The organism is Vibrio sp. (genome assembly GCF_038138445.1).
Classification (GTDB): Bacteria; Pseudomonadota; Gammaproteobacteria; order Enterobacterales; family Vibrionaceae; genus Vibrio.
Genome location: NZ_JAYQDQ010000029.1, coordinates 22,804 through 42,578, shown reverse-complemented (window position 1 = coordinate 42,578; position 19,775 = coordinate 22,804). Strand labels below are relative to the sequence as shown.

Genomic DNA, 19,775 nt, shown 5'->3' with positions numbered 1-19,775 from the left:
ATACCGAATTTAAAAGGAAATGATTAGATGGGGTTTACCGCCAGCTTACTTTTGAATTGATCAAGATGGCCGCTTATGATCCCGCAGTAGAGCGTATTTTTGTTCACCCTGTGATTAAAGAGAAGCTCTGCGCCGACGAAATTCAAGAGCAGCGTGAATGGTTAAGGAAGGTTAGACCATGGTGGGGACACCATTACCACATGCATGTGAGGTTAAAATGTCCTTATGAAAATACCTCTTGCCGTCCTCAAGCAGCGCCACCAGAGGGCGATGGATGTGGGGCAGAGTTAATCAGTTGGCGTCCTCAACCTAAGCCCAAAGCATCGCAAAAAGCGAGCAAAAAAAAGCCCAAAGTGATGCCTGAGCAATGCCGGAAAATGCTAAACAATATCTAGATAAAAAGAAGCCGCTTGATTAGTCAGCGGCTTTTATTAATCCAATCAGGCTATGCTAGCCCTTGAATGATGACGAACTTTTCCAACAGCTGCTCGTCTGTTTCTACATGATTAGGATCTGTGATAATACATTTTGTGATTGGACATACTGACTGACAAGTCGGCTTTTCATAATGGCCTTTACATTCAGTGCAAAGATCGGGATCGATCTCAAAGATAGTGTCTCCCATCGAAATTGCCCCATTAGGGCATTCGGGATCGCACATATCACAGTTAATACACTTGTCGGTAATTAACAGTGCCATTGTTATTTGCCTGTTGGGTTGCGTGTGTCCTGACCACTATTGAGGTTACGCATCAGAAGTCCGTATTCTAAGTCCATATCTTGTGGTACAGGGATAAAGACAAAGTGGCCATTGCCTTTTGCATCGTCAACAGGTTGGGATTTTCTGTTTTCCATTGCTTCAAGAGTAAAAACAACATTGCCTTTTGGCGTCATAAGCTCAAGGCTGTCACCCAAGAGAAATTTATTCTTCACTTCAACTTCAGCAAGGTCGCCGCGACGTTTCCCTGTGAACTCTCCGACAAACTGTTGAGTATCAGAAATGGAATAACCGTAATCATAGTTTTGATAAGTATCATGGGTGTGACGGCGAAGGAAGCCTTCGGTATAACCACGATGAGCCAGACTTTCTAGGGTTCCCATCAGGCTTTGATCAAAGGGTTTTCCAGCAACAGCATCATCAATGGCTTTACGATAGACTTGAGCGGTGCGTGCACAGTAGTAGAAAGATTTAGTGCGGCCTTCAATTTTAAGTGAGTGTACGCCCATTTTTGCAAGGCGTTCAACGTGTTGAACCGCGCGCAGATCTTTGGAGTTCATGATATAGGTGCCATGCTCGTCTTCGAATGCGGCCATTTTCTCTTCAGGTTTGTGGCTTTCTGAGAGAAGTACTACCTCATCGGTTGGTTGACCCAAACCTAAGGTTGCTTGAGGTGCTTCATTTTGAACCTCAATTGTTTGCGCTTGCGCTGGGTCGAACTCTTCTACAATTTGTCCTGAGTCGTCTTCTTTGCCTTTTTCGACTTTGTATTCCCAGCGGCAGGCATTTGTGCAGGTGCCTTGGTTAGGATCTCTCTTATTCATGTAGCCTGATAGTAAGCAGCGTCCTGAGTAGGCCATGCAAAGTGCACCATGAACAAACACTTCTAGCTCGGTTTCAGGGCAATGTTGGCGAATTTCTTCGATTTCTTCTAGAGAAAGCTCGCGAGAGACAATGACGCGTTCAACCCCATTGGCAGCCCAGAACTTAACCGTTGCCCAGTTTACAGCGTTAGCTTGCACTGAGAGGTGAATAGGCATGTCAGGAAAGGACTCACGTACCATCATGATCAAGCCTGGATCTGACATGATCAGAGCATCAGGCCCCATTTCAACGACCGGCTTGAGATCTCGGATAAAAGTCTTGAGCTTAGAGTTATGCGGTTGGATATTACAGACCACGTAAAGTTTTTTGCCCAGAGCATGAGCTTCATCGATACCTATTTTCAGGTTTTCGTGGTTGAACTCGTTGTTACGTACACGCAAGCTATAACGAGGTTGCCCTGCATATACGGCATCTGCTCCATAGGCAAAAGCGTAACGCATGTTTTTTAAACTGCCCGCAGGGGACAATAGCTCTGGTACAAATGCTTTCTCAGTTGTCATGTTTTCATTCTCTCAGTCTGATCTCAAGTCAGGTCCATTCCACCTAATGGAATTGGGGCGAAAATTCTACGCTAAAACGTGACTTGTGACTAGGAAAAAGTCCATGAGGTAAATGTGGTAATTACCAGCGGGTACTTAACTAGGTTAAGTACCCGAGGAAAGTTTAGGCGTTTGCGTGAGGCAAACCACCAAGAGATTGGTACAAATTAGGAAGGAAAGCGCTAAGTTCACCGCACATTAGTGAGAAATCGGCATCAAATCGAGCTGCTTGGTCTTCTCTTGGAATATCATCATTTTGATCTTTCAGCTCATCAGAAAACTTAAGGCGTTTGATACTACCATCCTCGGCAAGAAGGAATTCGATTCGCTCTTGCCACCATAAAGCGAGCTTGGTGACGACTTTGTCAGCCTCGATATGGCTGCGGATCTCATCAGCAGTGAGTTCTTGTTTTTTACAGCGAATAACGCCACCTTCTTCAAGAACGGACTTTAGCTCTGCTTCATCAAGCATTTCCATCCCAGCAGGGGTATCACCTGTTTTGACCCATTCGGTCAATGTGGTTTCTAGCGCTTTTTCGGGAATGGCGGGTACAACTGGTAAACTGCCCATGGTTTTGCGCAGTAGTGCCAATACATCTTCCGCTTTTTTATAGCTGCTTGCATCGACCAATATGAAGCCTTCTTTGGGTAAGATAAGCACATAAGTATGGCTACTGCGGCTGAAAGCTCTTGGTAGCAGATCCATGACAATATCTTCTTTTAGGTTATCTTTCTCTTTTTTCTTAAGGGGTCTTCCCTCCTGTGCTTCCATGGCTTCAACTTTGGCACTCAGTGAGTCTTTGATTACAGAAGCGGGCAACATTTTTTCTTCTCTCTTTGCACAGATCAGGATGCGGTTTTCACTAACATGAGTCATCATGTCTCCATGCTTGCCCATAGCTGTCACCCAGCCGAATTTTTGTTTGTCCTGACTGCCACAAGGAGTAAAACGAAATTCACTCAGTTGTTTTTCCAATTCATCTGCTTGGAATTTTATATCTCGATTAAAACGGTAAACTAGACAGTTTTTAAACCACATACGCTTTCTCTATACCTAGGGTCTGTTGATCTTAAACTTTGGTTGCTCATCATAAAGACTTTTAGCGAGCTTGTCCCATTGCAACAACTCATCATTAAGATGAAACTTATATTAAAATTTGTTTTCAAGGGTCACAAAAGTGTCATAATTGATAGTGATAATGCCTTGGTCAATGCACGATTAAATTCCACTTACTCAAAGGTAATTCAATTATGTCGAGAAGGATTCTTGTTGTTGAAGACGAAGCGCCAATTCGCGAAATGCTTTGCTTTGTCCTTGAACAGAAAGGTTATCATGCGGTTGAAGCTGAAGATTATGATAGCGCAGTAACCAAGCTTTCCGAGCCTTTCCCAGATTTAGTTCTTCTAGACTGGATGCTGCCTGGTGGAAGTGGGATTAATTTTATTAAGCATATGAAGCGCGAAGAGCTGACTCGTAATATTCCAGTTGTGATGCTTACCGCTCGTGGCGAAGAAGAAGATAAGGTGCGTGGTTTGGAAGTTGGTGCTGATGACTACATTACAAAACCATTTTCTCCCAAAGAATTGGTTGCGCGTCTTAAAGCTGTGATTCGTCGAGTGACTCCAACTGCTTTGGAAGATGTGATTGATGTGCAAGGGTTGAGACTTGATCCTGTGTCTCACCGAGTGACGGCCAACGACCAAGCACTAGAAATGGGGCCAACAGAGTTTAAAATGCTGCACTTTTTCATGACCCACCAAGAGCGCGTCTATAGCCGTGAGCAGCTGCTGAATAACGTTTGGGGCACTAATGTTTACGTCGAGGACAGAACCGTGGATGTCCATATCCGCCGTCTGAGAAAAGCGCTTGAAGGTGCAGGACATGATAGGTTAGTTCAAACGGTGCGCGGTGCAGGCTATCGCTTTTCGACTAAAGCCTGAATCAAGTTTACCATCAGGAGAGGTAAGTGGTTGAACGGTTAACATGGAAAAAGCTAGCCAAAGAGCTAGTTTTTTTTTACACCCCTTGGGTCATTGTCGGATGGATCTTTGGCTATATGTCATGGCTTTTGTTGGCTGCAACCATATTGCAGCTCGTATGGCATTTACACAATCAAATGCGTCTTTCAGCGTGGCTATGGGATGAAAAGCGTTTAACTCCCCCTTCTGGCACCGGCCATTGGGAGTTTTTGTTTAACGGTATTTATCGTTTGCAGCAACGTCATCGGAGTAAACGCAAAGAACTGAGTAGCTTGATCCGCCGCTTCCGTAATGGCGCAGAATCGCTTCCTGATGCCGTGGTTGTTTTTCGTGGTGAGGGGAATATCGTATGGTGTAACAAGTTAGCTCAGCATCTACTTGGTTTTCGTTGGCCAGATGACTCTGGACAGCCGATTTCTAATCTACTCCGCACACCAGATTTTATTAAATACCTCAGTAAAAACGACTTTTCTCAGCCTTTAGAAATGCGCTCTCCACTCAATGTCGAACGTATGCTTGAACTTCGTATTGTGCCCTATACCGAAGGAGAGCATTTGATGGTGGTTCGTGATGTTTCTCAATTAAAACAATTGGAAGGAATGAGGCGTAACTTCTTTGCCAATGTATCCCATGAACTACGCACGCCCATGACGGTGTTACAAGGGTATCTGGAAATGACCGAAGACCCTGATATGGTCGTTGGCCCTATGTGGACCAAAGCGCATGGTGTTATGACTGAGCAGCTTAATCGCATGAATGGTTTGGTTAATCAGTTATTAACCTTGTCCAAAATTGAAGCCGCGCCTATGCATGAGCTGGAAGATGTGGTGAATGTTCCAGCTATGTTGGATGTGCTTGAAAAAGAAGCTCAGAGCCTGAGTGGCGAGCAGCAGCATAAGCTTAATTTCGACGTCGAAAGTGGCTTATTCGTGCTGGGTGATGAGGACCAGTTACGTAGCGCGATTTCTAATCTGGTTTATAACGCTGTGAAATACACCCCTGCTGGTGCTGATGTAAAAGTTCGCTGGTATTTATCTGCTCAAGGCGCGTGTCTAGAAGTTGAAGACAGTGGTGAAGGCATTGAGCCTCAACATTTGCACAGGTTGACTGAGCGTTTTTATCGAGTGGATAAAGCACGTTCAAGAGATACCGGAGGAAGTGGACTTGGTCTGGCGATTGTCAAACATGCCCTGACCCATCACGATTCTCATTTGGAAGTTCAGTCTGCAGTCGGAGTGGGGAGTAAGTTTTCGTTTATTTTGCCTCAACGCTTAGTGGTGGATAGATGAGGCTCGTCGCTTCCTGTGTATTACTTTTTATCGCTTTTTCTGGTTTTGCTCAAGAAACAAAGGCGCGCCATGAACACTATCACAAAGTGGCAAGCCTAAGCGGAAGCTTGACTACGGTTGGCTCAGATACGCTAGCGGGTATCACCACTTTGTGGGTCGAACAATTTAAACATTTATATCCCAGTGTTAATGGAGAAGTGCAGGCATCAGGCTCTGCTACAGCGCCTCCTGCTTTGACGGAAGGGACAGCGCAGTTTGGGCCTATGAGTCGACCCATGCGCCAGCGAGAAATTGAAGCCTTTGAACGTGAACATGGTTACAAACCAACTGAGCTTCGTATTGCGATTGATGCTGTTGGTGTGTTTGTTCACCGAGACAATCCAATCGCTGGGCTTAATTTTAAGCAGCTAGACAGTATTTTCTCTACGACTCTTCGTTGTGGGGCCACTCAGTCAGTATCCACATGGGCTGATTTAGGACTCAATTATCAATGGGCAAAGCGTAGTATGCAGCTGTTTGGCCGAAACTCTGTATCTGGTACCTATGGTTATTTCAAAAAAGCGGCTTTGTGTGGCGGTGATTTCAAAAATAATGTCAATGAACAGCCTGGCTCTGCATCCGTTGTTCAAGCGACTTCTTCCGCTATCAATACGATTGGTTATTCGGGAGTTGGTTATCAAGTATCTGGGGCAAAGCTTGTTCCTATCGCGAGGCAAGGCCAAGATTATGTTTATCCAAGCGAAAGTAATATTTTATCTGGGCGGTACCCTTTGTCACGTTATCTCTACCTCTACGTTAATAAGAATCCGTCGAGGCCTTTATCTAACATCATGAAAGAATTCATTCTTTTTATCTACTCTGAGCAAGGGCAGAGTATAGTGAAAAAAGCGGGTTATGTTCCCGTATCGGCTAATATGGCCATTGATGAGTTAAACAAAGTGGGAATTACGAGCGTTAACTAACTGTTTGACTTATTTGGTTTAAAAATGGAGATCCCAACCTGCATTACGCCAGTGCTTTTGTTCTGTTGTGAGGTCTGCATGTAGTAACTTATTGTTATTTATCCAATTTCTATCTTGTGAACTCAAGGTCCAAGTTGGGCCATCGGTATTGAGTTCCAATACTGGGAGTGGTTCGTTGCTGCGCTGGCCGTGGAGTATAATGGCAAGGCGCAAGATGCGAATTAAGCTAACCACATGTTTCTTCTTAAACAGGGTAAACTCTTCCATCTCATGTAACTTGAGAGCCTTACGCTGAAAGCGTACCAAATTGGCAAGTATGGTTTGTTGCTCACGGTTAAAGCCAGGCATATAGGTATGGCGAAGTATATAAGCTGAATGTCGATGAAAGGCTTGTAAACTGATACTCAAACCGACTTCGTGAAGTAATGCCCCCCATTCGAGTAAATCAAACAGCTCTGAATGTTGCTTAATACCAAGATCTTGGTGTATTTGTTGCAGAAACTGAGTGGCCTGCTTTCTTATTCTATCTGCATGCTCTAGATCTACCGCATGTTTACTGGCGAGGTTTTCAGTGGTCCTCATACGAATATCTGATCGTTGGAAACTGTCCTCCATTTGAAACAAAAGGCCTTCTCGCAAAGCGCCTTCTGATACGTGGAGTTCATTGACTCTAAGACTCGCGAGTATTGCTGCTAAAATGGCCACACCCGCTGGAAAAACTGATTGGCGCTCTGCAGTGAGTCCCACTAGATTGATATCATTGATTCGATTCCATTGGCAAAGTACATCGATCAATTTATCCAATCGTTTTGAGGTGATCAATCCATCATCAAAGCCCATACCAATCAGTACTTCTCGAATCGCTTTAATAGTGCCTGATGAACCAAAGGCGATATCCCAACCCTTTTTCTTGTAGTGATAGCCAATGGATTCTATCTTCTGCTCCGCGCCCAGTATGGCTCTAGCGAAGTTTTTCGGTGATAGCTTGCCCTTGGAAAAATACTGCTTTGTATAACTGACACACCCCATTTGTTTACTATTGACTAGCTCGGGCTCAAAACCTCGGCCAATAATAATTTCGGTACTCCCACCGCCAATATCGACTACGAGTTTTGAATCTGATTCGGGTTGGGTATGGGCAACGCCGAGATAAATTAATCTTGCTTCTTCGACCCCAGGAATAATTTCAATGGGAAATGGCAGCACTTCGCGTGCCCGCAGAAGAAAAAGATGAGCATTACTTGCTTGACGTAATGTATGGGTTGCAGCAATACGCACACTATCTTGATCAAAGCCATGCAAACGCTCAGCGAACATAGCTAGACAATCAAGTCCTCTTTCGATGGCATCATCATCGAGGTATTTCTGTCCTTTTAAGCCAGCGCCTAATCTTACCCTTTGTCTGTGGCGACTAATAAGCTGTAGCCCCTGTTCGACTACGCGAGCGACCACCATATGGAAGCTGTTTGAGCCAAGATCGATAGCGGCAATGTCACGAATCTGCGAGGACTTCTTCATGAATAAGGACTTGCTCCCTACGTTTTCTGGTCTGTTTTTCTACTTCTTTAAGATAGTCGTATATGGCGATTTGCGAACGGATTTTCTTGCGATTACCGCGTGGTACATATTTATTACTCATTTCTTTGTCTATGAGTCGTGCTTTTACGGTATCGGTAAAATGAATGTTGATTATATCAATAATGCGCCGTTTGAGCCTTGGATCGCGAACAGGAGCAGCGACTTCAATTCTGTAGTCTATGTTTCGCGTCATCCAATCTGCTGAAGAAATGAAGACTTTATGAGCACCATTATTGTGGAATATTAGTACTCTAGGGTGTTCTAAAAAACGGTCAACTATGCTGATGATGCGAATATTTTCGCTCACACCTTTTACACCAGGAACCAAGGAGCACATGCCTCGAATCACCATTTTGATTTTGACTCCGGCACTACTTGCCTCATAAAGCTTATTGATAAGGGCTTTATCGACCAAGTTGTTGACTTTGAGTGTAATGGCCGCTCGCTTACCTGCTTTAGCGTTAGTTATTTCTTCATCTATATGGTGATAAAGCTTTATTCTTGAGTTTCGAGGAGAGACGATAAGGTGTTCAAACTTTACTGGGCGATACGGATTTTCTATATAAGCAAACACATTTTGTACTTCATGGGTAATTTCGGGGTCTGCGGTCAACAAAGAGAAATCAGTATAGATGCGAGCGGTTTTTTCGTGGAAATTGCCAGTGCCAATGTGAGCGTATCGAACAATGTTGTTGTTTTCTCTTCGGCTGATGAGAAGCAGCTTAGAGTGAATCTTCAGTCCAGGAGTACCAAAAAGAACTTGAACTCCTGCTTCTGTTAACACTTTTGACCACTCAATATTAGCTTCTTCATCAAAGCGAGCTTGTAGCTCGACAACGACGGATACTTGCTTACCATTGTGCACGGCATCGATCAGAGAGTTCATTAAACGAGAATCTTTGGCTACTCGATAAATATTAATTTTAATACTTAATACTTTGGGATCGAATGAAGCCTGACGAACCAGTTCTGTAATGTGTTCAAATGTGTGGTAGGGGTAGTAAAGCAATATGTCCCGTTGTTTGATGGCGTCAAATTTGTTGGCATATCCATCGAAGTCTGAGCACTGTAATGGTGGTAACGGGCGGTTTTCGAGGTAATCTCGACCTACGTTTGGAAAATCGATAAAGTCTTTAAAGTTATGATATCGGCCCCCTGGGATGAGACTGTCGTAATTGGAAATTTTAAGCTTGTCGCACAGAAATGCGAGCATGGTTTGAGGCATCCCCATTTCGTAAATAAAACGTACCGGCATTGCGGTTAGGCGCTGACTGACTCCTTCGGACATCTGCTCAAGCAAGCTATGCTCAACCTCATGACTTAAATCATACTCAGCATCGCGAGTCATTTTCATCGCGTAACCTTTGAGCTCATCGTAGTCAAAGAAGCCATAGAAAAGCTCATCCAGGCAGTATCTGATGATATTGTCCAACAGAATAATGGTTTTTCGACCTCGACCTTTATCTTCAGGTACCATAACGAAGCGGGGTAAGTGACCGGTGGGAATTTCAATCAATGCATATTGGCTATGCTCGGCTTTTTTAAGGTCAACGGTCAGGTAGGTGTATTCATCTTTGAGAAACTCGAGTACATCAATGTCATCTCTTAAAAGAAGCGGAGTAATATGGGGCTGGACTTGTTTTCGAAAGTAATCGCGTACCCATATCTGCTGTGGTTCGCTGAGCTGAGTTTCGTTGATGAGGAAAATTTGACGTCGTGCCATCTCCCGAATAAGTTCTGAGTATAAATCGTTGAATTTATCATTAAGTTTAAGCGCTTTGCTTTGCATCTTAGTTAGCAAGTGTTTTGAATTGCCATTGCCCCCACGCTCTTGGTTGATTAAGATGCGTCTCTTAACATCGGCAAAGCGTACTTTGTAAAACTCATCCAAGTTGTTGGAAAAAATACCTAGAAATCGAATCCGTTCGATGAGTGGTACTTTTTTATCTCCGGCTTCTTGTAAGACACGTTCATTGAAAGAAAGCCAACTGAGTTCCTTTTCAATATACAGCTTTTCTGTGCTCATGATTTTTCCTATTGACCGACTGACGAAGTTGACTTGTGGAGTCATACTCTGAAGGAGTGCAACTTAAGGAGATGCAGAGTCTGCCTTAATTGAGTTAATGCATTGTTTTCAGTTGTTTAATCCGCTATGTAATATAATTGTCACCTAATCGAAATATTATACATCTGGGGACTTCTAGATAAGTGAGTGAAATGGCCAAAGCCGATTTTTCATTGCGAGAACGTGATCGCAAGCGACTAATTAAAGACAGGTTTGCTCGTTGGTTGGTATCAGCTGGCGGAATCACTGTGTTAGCGGCTCTGGTTTTGCTATTTGTTTATCTTTTGGCAGTGGTTTTACCTTTATTCTCTGACGCTAAACTGACGCCAAATGTATCGATTGAGTCGATAACAACCGAAAAACCTGTAATTATTGGTGTCAGTGACAGTGGAGAGCATGCTTATCTTGTATCAAAGTTGGGCTATGTGGACTTTTGGTCTTTAGGCAATAGCTCGATAACACCAAGCCAAACAGTTGAATTAGGTAGCCGTTACCGTTTTCATCGCTCAAATCGTTTTGCTCATGGGTGGTTAGGGGCGGCAAGTGCTTCTGGGGAAGTGTTGTTGTACAAACCCCATTTAAGTACTGCTATTAAAAACGAGAAACGCGTATTTTCACCTAAAGTTGAGCGTATTTCCCAATCTTTCGACCTTAAATTTTCTGACGGGCCTTCTCTCAAGAGCTTTGATTACGCAATAGATTCTAATGTGACCTTAGCTGGTTATTATGACGACCATCGAGTTCGAGTTCGCTGGCAAGATAGTGAGCAAGATGTACATTCATATCAGTTTTCTCAGCCATTTGAGCACTTGGAACAACTTATTATCACACCTGATGGTAATACTCTCTATCTTCGTTCTGGTTCAGAGTTGGTTATTGCTAAAAAAGAGGCTAAGGGCTTTAGTGTTCGAGAAGTTGTTGACCTCAATCTTGGTCAAGATAAAGCTGTGGTTGAAAATATAAACCTTCTTTCTGGTGGCCACTCTTTGCTTGTGACTTATCAAGGTGGTTTGGTGGCACAATGGTTTGATACTGTGAGCAATGGTCAGCGAATCTTGACTCACATTCGAGATTTTCAATTAGCTTCTCAGCTGACGTTTTTGCTTCCGGACACATACCGCAAAGGTTTTTACAGTTTTTATGCGAATGGGACGGTACAAAGTCATTATACAACCAGTGAAAAACTGGTTATTTTCCAGCGTATTTATGACAAATCGCCGCAACTTGCTGCCATGTCCAATAATGAACACTATTTATTAACCTTATCTGATAATGAATTACGATTGGCTTATGTTGATAATGCCTTCCCTGAGGTGTCATGGTCTTCTCTTTGGCAAAAAGTATGGTACGAGAGTTACCCAGAGCCGGATTATGTTTGGCAAACCTCATCGGCTGATGATGAATTCGAAGCCAAGTTTAGTCTAGTTCCTATTGCGTTTGGGACACTCAAGGCTGCAGCTTTTGCTATGATGTTTGCAGTGCCCATAGCTGTGTTAGGGGCTATTTATACCGCTTATTTCATGACACCGGCGATGCGCCGAGTGGTTAAGCCTTCGATTGAGCTGATGGAAGCTCTACCTACAGTGATTATCGGTTTTCTTGCAGGCCTTTGGTTTGCTCCTATGGTCGAAAGTCACCTTTCTGCAGTGGTTGCATTAATCTTGCTGCTGCCTTTATCGACCATAGTGGTTGCTGGGCTATGGAACTGGCTTCCTCGTGTATGGGTTTCAAGATTACCTAATGGGTTACATGTCTTAATCTTAATGCCGTTAATGGTCTTGCTTACTGCTTTTATATGGAGTCAGAGCACCAATATCGAGTGGTGGCTATTTGATGGTGATGTTCGGGTTTATCTTGCAGAGCGAGGAATTGGTTTTGATCAACGCAATGCTTTGGTGGTGGGTTTTGCTATGGGATTTGCCGTTATTCCAACGATTTTTACGATTGCTGAAGATGCCATTTTCTCCGTGCCTAAACATTTGTCTGATGGTTCTTTAGCACTGGGAGCTACCCCTTGGCAAACTTTGATTTATGTTGTGTTATTGACTGCCAGTCCGGGTATTTTCTCTGCAATTATGATGGGACTTGGTAGGGCTGTGGGTGAAACCATGATTGTTCTAATGGCAACGGGCAATACGCCGATAATGGATTGGAATATTCTTGAAGGTATGCGTACTTTGTCAGCCACTATAGCTGTTGAAATGCCAGAATCAGAGGTGGGAAGTTCTCATTTTAGAATTCTATTTTTAGCTGCTTTGATTTTATTAGTGTTTACCTTTGTTGTGAATTCACTAGCTGAGTGGGTTCGCCAGAGGTTGAGAGAAAAGTACCGTGCGCTATAAATGCTTTCAGTTAGGGGTATTTGATGGAATTTAAGTGGTTCAGATCTGGCTCTCCATGGATATGGCTAACTGGTGGTGCCGTTAGTGTGAGCTTGCTATCTGTACTTGGTTTATTGCTATTTATTGGCTGGAAAGGTTTATCTTATTTTTGGCCTTCACCACTATATCAGTGGACCAATAAGCAAGGCGAGGTTATTGTCGGGCAGCTTTACGCTCGTGAATCAGTATCGATTAGCCATTTGAAGCAGATGAAAGTAGATTTGCCGCTTGATATAGAAAAGGAAAGTGATATTGAGAGGTTGGATATTAAGATAGCCAACCGCGATATTTATCCCGCCGATTTTATTTCTGTTATGACGAAAGACCTACTTGAGCCATCAATACCCAAAATGTGGGCAGTGATTGAACGTACCCAAGGTGGCGATTTTTACGGTAAGCCGACAGGTTACTTTACTCCAGCAGGGAAGAGTGAGGCGAACTTAACTGTTGAAGAGACAATCAAGCAAGCTCTGATATTTGCCAATGCTCAGAGAATGAAAATCGAACGTTTAGTTGAAAAGCAGATTCGAGTGATCAGCGCTCAGTACAATAAGCTCAAGTTAGAGAAAAAAAAGCGTCAAATAAATGGTCAGCTTGATAGTGAATTTGTTAAACGTTACGACAATCAGTCTCGAATATTTCGCCGGCAACTCATGGAAATGGAGACCGAGTTAGATACGCTGAGGCAGGAGTTAGAACAGCAAGGTCTCATTGTTGAAGACATGAAAGGTAATGATTACCAAATTTCACTTAGTGAGATACTGGATGTTTGGTATCCCAACCAAATGTCTATATGGCAAAAAACTCACCATTGGTTCAATCAAGTATGGAAGTTTTTGACTACTGATCCCAGAGAATCCAACTCTGAGGGCGGCGTGTTTCCCGCTATTTTCGGTACTGTTCTACTGGTTTTAATCATGTCGATTATCGTCATGCCGTTAGGTGTTATTGCCGCAATTTATTTGCATGAATACGCCAAGAACAATACTCTAACTCGTTTAATTCGAGTCGCTGTGATTAATCTCGCGGGTGTGCCATCGATTGTTTATGGGGTATTTGGTTTAGGTTTTTTTGTGTATACCCTTGGGGGCTCAATTGATGATTTGTTTTACTCGGAAAAACTTCCTGCTCCAACATTTGGCACGCCAGGCTTGTTATGGTCGGCATTGACACTTGCTGTATTAACACTTCCGGTTGTTATTGTTTCAACTGAAGAAGGGCTTACCAGAATTCCTAATTCAGTACGCAACGGATCATTAGCGCTTGGGGCCACTCAGTTTGAGACTATATGGAGAATTGTACTCCCCATGGCGAGCCCTGCGATTATTACTGGGCTTATCTTAGCTGTGGCTCGGGCGGCAGGGGAAGTGGCTCCTTTAATGCTAGTGGGCGCTGTGAAATTGGCTTCAAGCTTACCTCTTGATAGCCAGTTCCCATTTTTACATTTGGATCGAAAGTTCATGCATTTAGGCTTCCATATCTATGATGTTGGCTTCCAAACGACTAACATAGAAAGTGCAAGACCCTTGGTTTATGCCACGTCGTTTTTGCTGGTGTGCGTGATTGTTGGATTGAATTTAACCGCGATCAGTATTCGTAATCGTTTGCGCGAGAAATACCGAACTTTAGGGCAAGATTAAAATATGTTTTCAGTTGATCAAACTTTGGGCTATCCAACACCGCTTGACGTAAATAACCTCACTGATGAACAGACCGCAATTAGTATTGAAAAGCTAAATCTATTTTATCAGAGTACTCAGGCGCTTATGGATATTTCTATGCGGATCCCTAAAGGCCAAGTGACGGCATTTATTGGTCCTTCTGGGTGTGGCAAGTCGACCTTATTACGTTGTATTAACCGAATGAATGATCTGGTAGAAGGATGTCGCGTGGAAGGGCAGGTGAAACTGCATGGTAGCAATATCTATCATTCGCAAGTGGATGTGCCTACCTTGCGTAGGCGAGTTGGAATGGTGTTTCAGCGGCCTAATCCTTTCCCCAAGTCTATTTATGAAAATGTGGTTTACGGTTTGCGCCTGCAAGGAGTTAAAAATAGTCGTAGTTTGGATGATGCTGCGGAAGCATCTCTTCGCGCTGCCGCCTTGTGGGATGAAGTTAAAGATCGTCTTCATGAGAATGCATTTGGCTTATCAGGCGGACAGCAACAACGTTTAGTGATTGCCAGAGCAATAGCGATTGAGCCAGAGGTTATACTTCTTGATGAACCTACATCGGCATTGGATCCGATATCAACATTGACCATTGAAGAGTTGATCAGTGAGCTTAAGACAAAATATACAGTCGTTATAGTCACTCACAACATGCAACAAGCAGCAAGAGTGAGTGATCACACTGCTTTTATTCATATGGGAAAGTTGGTCGAGTATGCTGATACGGATTCAATTTTTACCTCACCGCGCCAAAAACAAACGGAAGATTATATTACTGGTCGTTATGGGTAATATTGGAGTGAAACTATTGTCATGAACTTTGGACGTCACATATCAGGTCAATTTAATGTTGAGCTAGAATCTATTCGCACCCATGTTCTTACTATGGGGGGATTGGTGGAGCAGCAACTTTCATTTGCGATGCAAGCTTTGCATAAAGAAGACATTGAGCTTGCGCGTAAAGTTGTCCGAGAAGATCACAAAGTTAATGCAATGGAAGTTTCTATTGATGAAGCTTGCACTCGTATTATTGCCAAGCGTCAGCCTACAGCGAAAGATTTACGTTTGATCATGGCGATCATCAAAACCATCACTGACCTTGAACGCATTGGTGATGTGGCAACGCGCATGGCTTATGTTGCCATTGAAAGCCCTTCATCGAAAGAGCGCCAGTTTCAAATATCCCTTGAGCCTCTTTGTCGTCAGGCCATTGACATGTTGCATCAGGCTCTTGATGCTTTTGCGCGCATGGATGTAGAGTCTGCTGCTCAAGTACATAAATTGGATGATAAAATCGATGCCGAGTACGAAGCGGTGATTCGCCAGTTAATGACTTATATGATGGAAGATCCGAAAAATATTCCTCATATACTTCAAGTCATGTGGTCTGCTCGCGCGATTGAACGTGTGGGCGATCGCTGCCAAAATATTTGTGAGTACATTATTTACTTTGTTAAAGGTAAAGATGTACGTCATCTGGGTGACCAAAGCATTGATGATGCCTTACGTTAGATAACACAGAGCGCTAGTATTTAGCTGGTACAAAGGTTTGTGCTTCTATGGGAGAGCGGTCATAGCCAGCTTTTTTTAGTTCAGGTAATACTATTTCGGGATAGTTAATACTCTGATAGTCAATTTGATTAAGCAGATGGCTAATACAATTTAATCTGGCTTGTTTCTTATTGTCTGATGGCACTACCCACCATGGACAATGTCCAGTATCTGTGTGAGCGAACATCTTATCTTTGGCTTGTGAATATTCTGCCCAGCGCTGGCGTGATTCAAGATCCATTGGACTAAACTTCCAACGTTTGATGGGAGTATGAATTCTTTCGAGGAAGCGTTTTTCTTGTTCTTCATCAGAAACCGAAAACCAATATTTGATTAAGATAATCCCAGAACGCTGCAACATATGCTCAAATTCAGGGCAAGAACGCAGAAATTCCGTATACTGCTCTTCGGTGCAAAAATTCATTACACGCTCAACTCCAGCCCTGTTATACCAACTTCGATCAAAGAGGACGATTTCTCCTGCAGAGGGCAAATGAGCAACATAACGTTGGAAGTACCATTGTGTTTTTTCTTTTTCAGTCGGTGTGGGCAGGGCCGCGATACGGCATACACGTGGGTTTAGCTTTTCAGTGATGCGTTTTATCACGCCCCCTTTGCCAGCAGCGTCACGACCTTCAAAAATAACAACGACTTTTAGCCCTTCTTGCTTGACCCACTCTTGAAGCTTCACCAATTCGGTTTGAAGTCTAGAGAGCTCTTTTTTATAGAGTTTTTTATTCATTTTATCTTCGCCCATGAGGTTTCCTTTTCAGTCAAGGCTATCACTTTGAGCATGGGTAGAAGAGAGTCGAAACTAAGAACTGAGAGCTTTTACTACCTTTTCAATCGCGAGCGAATTAGTGATAGGAATAACAAAATCATCTAGGCTTTGCTGACCCATTTGGGCATTGCTTGAGAAATTTTGCATTTTACTGGTGCGGGTGGACTTTCCAGATAAATGGACTTCGGTTATTTGAGTTTTATCGACGATCGTGTTGACATTTTCTGCGTTTAGTCCCGAACCTGCAATAATGGTCAGTCTTCCTTTGGCGAGCGTTACCATGTCGCATAATGTATCAAGACCTTGTTCAACGTTGGCGCTTAAACCTGATGTTAGAACTCGTTCGCAGCCAAGTTCAGCAATATCATTGATAGCTTGTCGATAATCCACGCATTGATCGATGGCGCGATGAAAAGTAACCTCTAACTCGTGATGCTTGGCTTTATTGATCAGTCGACGGCTATGTTCCATATTTATATGTCCTTTAGAGTTTAAGACGCCAAATACCACGCCGTTCATTCCGGTATGTGCTGCGGCTTCTATATCCATTAGCATGCTTTCAATATCATCTTGGTCGTAGAGAAAGTCTCCTTGACGAGGGCGTATCATGGCAAAAACAGGAACAGACGATAGTTTAGCTGCTTGCTTCATCATGCCATAGCTTGGGGTTAATCCACCAAGAGCCAAAGAGGAACATAGCTCGATGCGTGTTGCGCCGCCTTCTATTGCATTGTGGAGAGATTCAAGATTATCGATACAAACTTCAACAACATAGCTCATGGTTACTGACTCAAACTCAAAATTGAGTCACCATGATAAATGAAGCGCAAGGAATTTATTAGGGTAAAAATAGCGAAATGAGTTTTCCCCAAAGCAGACGTAGTCATGAGGAGAGGACGTGTTAACTCAAAGTATCACTGACTTAAGTCAACACGGCCATATTATAGAGAAGTAAGAATACTTAGGCTGCGTCGTCTTGAGCTGGAGCCTCATTGATTTCTTCGACCGACTCTACCGCTTTTTTCTTTGCCGCTGGTTTGCGTTTAGCACCAAGGGCGAATAGCAGATCTTCTTTGTGTTGTGCCAAGAACATGGCTAAGTCTTCTTGCTTAGCTTCATCTTCTAGCAATTCGCTTTTACCTAATAGCTCAAAAAGCTCATCAGCCATATCAAGCATTTTGTCATAGGCATCAGCTTCCGCTTTAGAGGTAAAAGTCATTTTTTCTTCTCCATTACGTTCTACCACGTACTTGACGATTACAGCCATGGTTGGTCCTCTAGCTCAAAAAATTAGTTGGATTATTTACTGTCTTTTTATACAGCCTTTACTCTATTAAGTCCAGATTGGATGTGAGTTTAAAGCTTAAAACTATCTACTTTGCTGCCATGAATGACAAAAATCAATAAAGGACTTTAGTAGAGGGCTTTGATATTTTTCTTTGTGCAGCAAAAGCCAAAAACGCCTTTTCATATCCAGAGGGGGTGTTAACTCAACGACTCGACCATTATGTATGGCGGGCTGCGCAGAAAGGCGGGATAGGCAGCTTAGTCCTAAGCCTGCCGAAACACTATTAATCAGTGCTTCCGTTGTATTGAGCTGAAAGCTTTCCTGCCAGTGCTCGAGTCTTGGCGCTATGGTGCGAAGAAAAAACTCTCGCGAGCCTGACCCCGGCTCGCGCAAAGCCCATTCACTTCCTTCTAATGCATCTAAAGAGATTTGTTTTTTCTTCACCAGAGGTGAGTCAGGGGAGCAAATGACACACATTTCATCTTGGCTAAACTGATTTGAAATTAATAAAGGATGACTTGTTTTTCCCTCGATTAGCGCAATATCGAGTTCATAATCGATGAGTTTTTCACAAATCAAAGCAGAGTTAGATATAAAAAGGCTCTGAGATTTGTGCATAGTTTGCTTGCGAAAATCACTTAATAAATAAGGAGCGACTTGATTACCAATTGTATCACTGGCTCCAATACGTAGTTCCCCAGTTAGAGTTTTACCTCCATCAAACAGCTGATTAATATCCTGAGCACGATGCAGTAACTCATCAGCGAGAGGTAAGAGTTTTTGTCCTTCTTGGTTGAGAATGAGGCGGTTATTAACACGATCAAATAAAGAATGGCCAATCTGTTTTTCAAGCTCTGAAAGGGCCATACTCACCGCCGCCTTTGACAAAAACAGCGCCTCCGAGGCTGCGGTAAGCGTGTCATGCTGAGTAATGGATATAAATACTTTCAGTTGCTTAAGAGAAATATTGGCGGCCATAAGGTCTTGTTAATTTAATCTGAACATGTGTTTTAAATAATCAGATATAATCGAACAGATATCAAGAGTATTATGCCTAAAGAGATACAAAGTAAGATAGTGAGGCAATGATGATAAAAGCGACAAAAGCAAAAGTGATGGGAGCCCCCACACCAATGGCAGGATTAGCGCTAGGGATTGCCAGTTTAGGGTGGTGCTGGGAGAATTTTGCACCTTTGCATGGTTATGGTCAGCTGTTTAGTGCATGTATCGCAACAGTATTACTGGTGGTATTAGCAGTGAAATTTCTTTTTCACGGTCATTTGCTTGGGCAAGATCTTGCGCACCCAGTCGTCGGCAGTGTAGTACCTACCTTTGCAATGGCGACCATGGTGGTGTCGAATTCTCTTGGCCACTTTTCCCCCATGCTTGGTGACATGCTCTGGCTTGCAGCTGTCGGTTTACATATTATTTTTCTTGTCAGTTTTGTTTACCACAGAGCAAAAGAGTTTGAGCTACATCATATGGTGCCGAGTTGGTTCGTTCCACCAGTAGGCATAATCGTTGCTGATGTGTCTTTTTCGGGGAACCCAGATTTATTGTTCATTGCTAATGGCACTTTAATATTTGGTATGCTCGCCTATGCTGTCATGTTGCCTATGATGATTTATCGCTTTATGTTTACTCATCAAGTACCCGATGCAGCTAAACCAACGCTTGCGATTATGGCGGCTCCTGCCAGTCTTTCGCTAGCCGGTTATTTAACCGTGGTGTCTCAACCTTCACCAGTGATTGTGGGGCTGCTATTTGGTATTGGAGTGTTAATGACCGCCATTATTTATCTCGCTTTCTTTAAGTTATTGAGACTGCCTTTTAGCCCTGGTTATGCTGCTTTTACTTTCCCTATGGCAATAGGAGCAACCGCGTTATTTAAGCTTGCCAATTGGATGCAAACATCTGGATTAGATAGTCAGTATGTGCATCAAATTTATACGCTAGCAGGCTTTGAGTTATTGGTTGCAACAGGTATTATTGCTTATGTGGCAATCAGGTACTTTAACTTTTATCAACCTCATAAAGTGATAGTGCGTAATGCATAACCTTTTGGTGGATTGATTTGTGTTTAATACT

17 protein-coding genes and 1 pseudogene are annotated in these 19,775 nt (G+C 43.1%); 9 read left to right on the top strand and 9 right to left on the bottom strand.

Annotated elements, in window-relative coordinates; all coding sequences use genetic code 11:
- Positions 1 to 41: 41 nt before the first annotated feature.
- A pseudogene (locus tag AAFM34_RS09940) lies at positions 42 to 395 on the top strand (penicillin-insensitive murein endopeptidase); the annotation flags it as partial.
- 50 nt (positions 396 to 445) lie between these two features.
- Here the strand turns inward: AAFM34_RS09940 and AAFM34_RS09935 are convergent.
- The 3 genes from AAFM34_RS09935 to rdgC all read right to left on the bottom strand — a co-directional run bounded on the left by AAFM34_RS09935 (position 446) and on the right by rdgC (position 3,181).
- Positions 446 to 700, bottom strand: coding sequence for a YfhL family 4Fe-4S dicluster ferredoxin (locus tag AAFM34_RS09935; protein ID WP_152429662.1), 255 nt, complete (start codon positions 698 to 700; stop codon positions 446 to 448).
- A 2-nt stretch (positions 701 to 702) separates the two neighbouring features.
- Entirely contained in the window at positions 703 to 2,103 is a 1,401-nt protein-coding gene (yegQ, locus tag AAFM34_RS09930) for a tRNA 5-hydroxyuridine modification protein YegQ (RefSeq protein ID WP_341662372.1), read from the bottom strand.
- A 163-nt stretch (positions 2,104 to 2,266) separates the two neighbouring features.
- The gene (rdgC, locus tag AAFM34_RS09925; RefSeq protein WP_341662370.1) at positions 2,267 to 3,181 is read right to left on the bottom strand and encodes a recombination-associated protein RdgC; all 915 of its coding nucleotides are present in this window, start codon (positions 3,179 to 3,181) and stop codon (positions 2,267 to 2,269) included.
- A gap of 212 nt (positions 3,182 to 3,393) precedes the next feature.
- Here rdgC and phoB point away from each other — a divergent pair, with 212 nt between their 5' ends.
- Genes phoB through AAFM34_RS09910 form a run of 3 tightly spaced genes read left to right on the top strand, consistent with a single transcriptional unit; the run spans position 3,394 to position 6,373 of the window.
- Positions 3,394 to 4,083 carry a phosphate regulon transcriptional regulator PhoB gene (phoB, locus tag AAFM34_RS09920; RefSeq protein WP_152429665.1) on the top strand — a complete coding sequence of 230 codons (690 nt, stop codon included), beginning with the start codon at positions 3,394 to 3,396 and terminating at the stop codon, positions 4,081 to 4,083.
- Positions 4,084 to 4,109: 26 nt separating this feature from the next.
- Complete coding sequence (gene phoR / locus AAFM34_RS09915) at positions 4,110 to 5,411, top strand: phosphate regulon sensor histidine kinase PhoR (RefSeq protein ID WP_341662368.1); 1,302 nt, start codon at positions 4,110 to 4,112, stop codon at positions 5,409 to 5,411.
- The gene (locus AAFM34_RS09910; RefSeq protein ID WP_341662365.1) at positions 5,408 to 6,373 is read left to right on the top strand and encodes a phosphate ABC transporter substrate-binding protein; all 966 of its coding nucleotides are present in this window, start codon (positions 5,408 to 5,410) and stop codon (positions 6,371 to 6,373) included. The genes phoR and AAFM34_RS09910 overlap by 4 nt, the downstream gene beginning before the upstream one ends.
- Positions 6,374 to 6,391: 18 nt before the next feature.
- Here the strand turns inward: AAFM34_RS09910 and ppx are convergent, their stop codons facing one another.
- Together ppx and ppk1 are read right to left on the bottom strand one after the other, a co-directional pair.
- Positions 6,392 to 7,891 carry an exopolyphosphatase gene (gene ppx / locus AAFM34_RS09905; protein ID WP_341662363.1) on the bottom strand — a complete coding sequence of 500 codons (1,500 nt, stop codon included), beginning with the start codon at positions 7,889 to 7,891 and terminating at the stop codon, positions 6,392 to 6,394.
- Entirely contained in the window at positions 7,866 to 9,977 is a 2,112-nt protein-coding gene (gene ppk1, locus AAFM34_RS09900) for a polyphosphate kinase 1 (protein ID WP_341662361.1), read from the bottom strand. The genes ppx and ppk1 overlap by 26 nt, the downstream gene beginning before the upstream one ends.
- Before the next feature lie 191 nt (positions 9,978 to 10,168).
- Between ppk1 and AAFM34_RS09895 the strand changes: the two genes are divergently transcribed.
- From AAFM34_RS09895 to phoU, 4 genes are read left to right on the top strand one after another with little or no spacing between them, the layout of a single operon-like run.
- Entirely contained in the window at positions 10,169 to 12,358 is a 2,190-nt protein-coding gene (locus AAFM34_RS09895) for an ABC transporter permease subunit (protein ID WP_341662359.1), read from the top strand.
- Positions 12,359 to 12,381: 23 nt separating this feature from the next.
- On the top strand, positions 12,382 to 14,037 hold the full coding sequence (gene pstA / locus AAFM34_RS09890) for a phosphate ABC transporter permease PstA (RefSeq protein ID WP_341662357.1): 1,656 nt from the start codon (positions 12,382 to 12,384) through the stop codon (positions 14,035 to 14,037).
- 3 nt (positions 14,038 to 14,040) lie between these two features.
- The gene (pstB, locus tag AAFM34_RS09885; protein ID WP_341662355.1) at positions 14,041 to 14,859 is read left to right on the top strand and encodes a phosphate ABC transporter ATP-binding protein PstB; all 819 of its coding nucleotides are present in this window, start codon (positions 14,041 to 14,043) and stop codon (positions 14,857 to 14,859) included.
- Between the two features lie 21 nt (positions 14,860 to 14,880).
- Positions 14,881 to 15,579, top strand: coding sequence for a phosphate signaling complex protein PhoU (gene phoU, locus AAFM34_RS09880; RefSeq protein WP_341662354.1), 699 nt, complete (start codon positions 14,881 to 14,883; stop codon positions 15,577 to 15,579).
- Positions 15,580 to 15,592: 13 nt separating this feature from the next.
- On the opposite strand, the gene ppk2 is transcribed toward phoU, so the two are convergent.
- The 4 genes from ppk2 to AAFM34_RS09860 all read right to left on the bottom strand — a co-directional run bounded on the left by ppk2 (position 15,593) and on the right by AAFM34_RS09860 (position 18,665).
- Positions 15,593 to 16,375, bottom strand: coding sequence for a polyphosphate kinase 2 (ppk2, locus tag AAFM34_RS09875; protein WP_341662352.1), 783 nt, complete (start codon positions 16,373 to 16,375; stop codon positions 15,593 to 15,595).
- Between the two features lie 57 nt (positions 16,376 to 16,432).
- Positions 16,433 to 17,179 carry a copper homeostasis protein CutC gene (locus AAFM34_RS09870; RefSeq protein ID WP_341662350.1) on the bottom strand — a complete coding sequence of 249 codons (747 nt, stop codon included), beginning with the start codon at positions 17,177 to 17,179 and terminating at the stop codon, positions 16,433 to 16,435.
- Between the two features lie 181 nt (positions 17,180 to 17,360).
- Positions 17,361 to 17,666, bottom strand: coding sequence for a YebG family protein (locus AAFM34_RS09865; protein WP_114786470.1), 306 nt, complete (start codon positions 17,664 to 17,666; stop codon positions 17,361 to 17,363).
- Between the two features lie 102 nt (positions 17,667 to 17,768).
- On the bottom strand, positions 17,769 to 18,665 hold the full coding sequence (locus AAFM34_RS09860; RefSeq protein ID WP_341662346.1) for a LysR substrate-binding domain-containing protein: 897 nt from the start codon (positions 18,663 to 18,665) through the stop codon (positions 17,769 to 17,771).
- A gap of 110 nt (positions 18,666 to 18,775) precedes the next feature.
- Between AAFM34_RS09860 and AAFM34_RS09855 the strand changes: the two genes are divergently transcribed.
- Complete coding sequence (locus AAFM34_RS09855; RefSeq protein WP_341662376.1) at positions 18,776 to 19,744, top strand: TDT family transporter; 969 nt, start codon at positions 18,776 to 18,778, stop codon at positions 19,742 to 19,744.
- Positions 19,745 to 19,775: the final 31 nt, after the last annotated feature.

Excerpts from the sequence above, each read along its gene's own strand:
- ppx (WP_341662363.1), bottom strand. The coding sequence starts at position 7,891 with ATGAAGAAGTCCTCGCAGATTCGTGACATTGCCGCTATCGATCTTGGC.
- yegQ (WP_341662372.1), bottom strand. The coding sequence starts at position 2,103 with ATGACAACTGAGAAAGCATTTGTACCAGAGCTATTGTCCCCTGCGGGC.
- pstA (WP_341662357.1), top strand. The coding sequence starts at position 12,382 with ATGGAATTTAAGTGGTTCAGATCTGGCTCTCCATGGATATGGCTAACT.
- AAFM34_RS09895 (WP_341662359.1), top strand. The coding sequence starts at position 10,169 with ATGGCCAAAGCCGATTTTTCATTGCGAGAACGTGATCGCAAGCGACTA.
- AAFM34_RS09865 (WP_114786470.1), bottom strand. The coding sequence starts at position 17,666 with ATGGCTGTAATCGTCAAGTACGTGGTAGAACGTAATGGAGAAGAAAAA.
- AAFM34_RS09870 (WP_341662350.1), bottom strand. The coding sequence starts at position 17,179 with ATGAGCTATGTTGTTGAAGTTTGTATCGATAATCTTGAATCTCTCCAC.
- AAFM34_RS09935 (WP_152429662.1), bottom strand. The coding sequence starts at position 700 with ATGGCACTGTTAATTACCGACAAGTGTATTAACTGTGATATGTGCGAT.
- AAFM34_RS09855 (WP_341662376.1), top strand. The coding sequence starts at position 18,776 with ATGATAAAAGCGACAAAAGCAAAAGTGATGGGAGCCCCCACACCAATG.
- phoU (WP_341662354.1), top strand. The coding sequence starts at position 14,881 with ATGAACTTTGGACGTCACATATCAGGTCAATTTAATGTTGAGCTAGAA.
- rdgC (WP_341662370.1), bottom strand. The coding sequence starts at position 3,181 with ATGTGGTTTAAAAACTGTCTAGTTTACCGTTTTAATCGAGATATAAAA.
- ppk1 (WP_341662361.1), bottom strand. The coding sequence starts at position 9,977 with ATGAGCACAGAAAAGCTGTATATTGAAAAGGAACTCAGTTGGCTTTCT.
- AAFM34_RS09860 (WP_341662346.1), bottom strand. The coding sequence starts at position 18,665 with ATGGCCGCCAATATTTCTCTTAAGCAACTGAAAGTATTTATATCCATT.
- pstB (WP_341662355.1), top strand. The coding sequence starts at position 14,041 with ATGTTTTCAGTTGATCAAACTTTGGGCTATCCAACACCGCTTGACGTA.
- phoB (WP_152429665.1), top strand. The coding sequence starts at position 3,394 with ATGTCGAGAAGGATTCTTGTTGTTGAAGACGAAGCGCCAATTCGCGAA.
- AAFM34_RS09910 (WP_341662365.1), top strand. The coding sequence starts at position 5,408 with ATGAGGCTCGTCGCTTCCTGTGTATTACTTTTTATCGCTTTTTCTGGT.
- ppk2 (WP_341662352.1), bottom strand. The coding sequence starts at position 16,375 with ATGGGCGAAGATAAAATGAATAAAAAACTCTATAAAAAAGAGCTCTCT.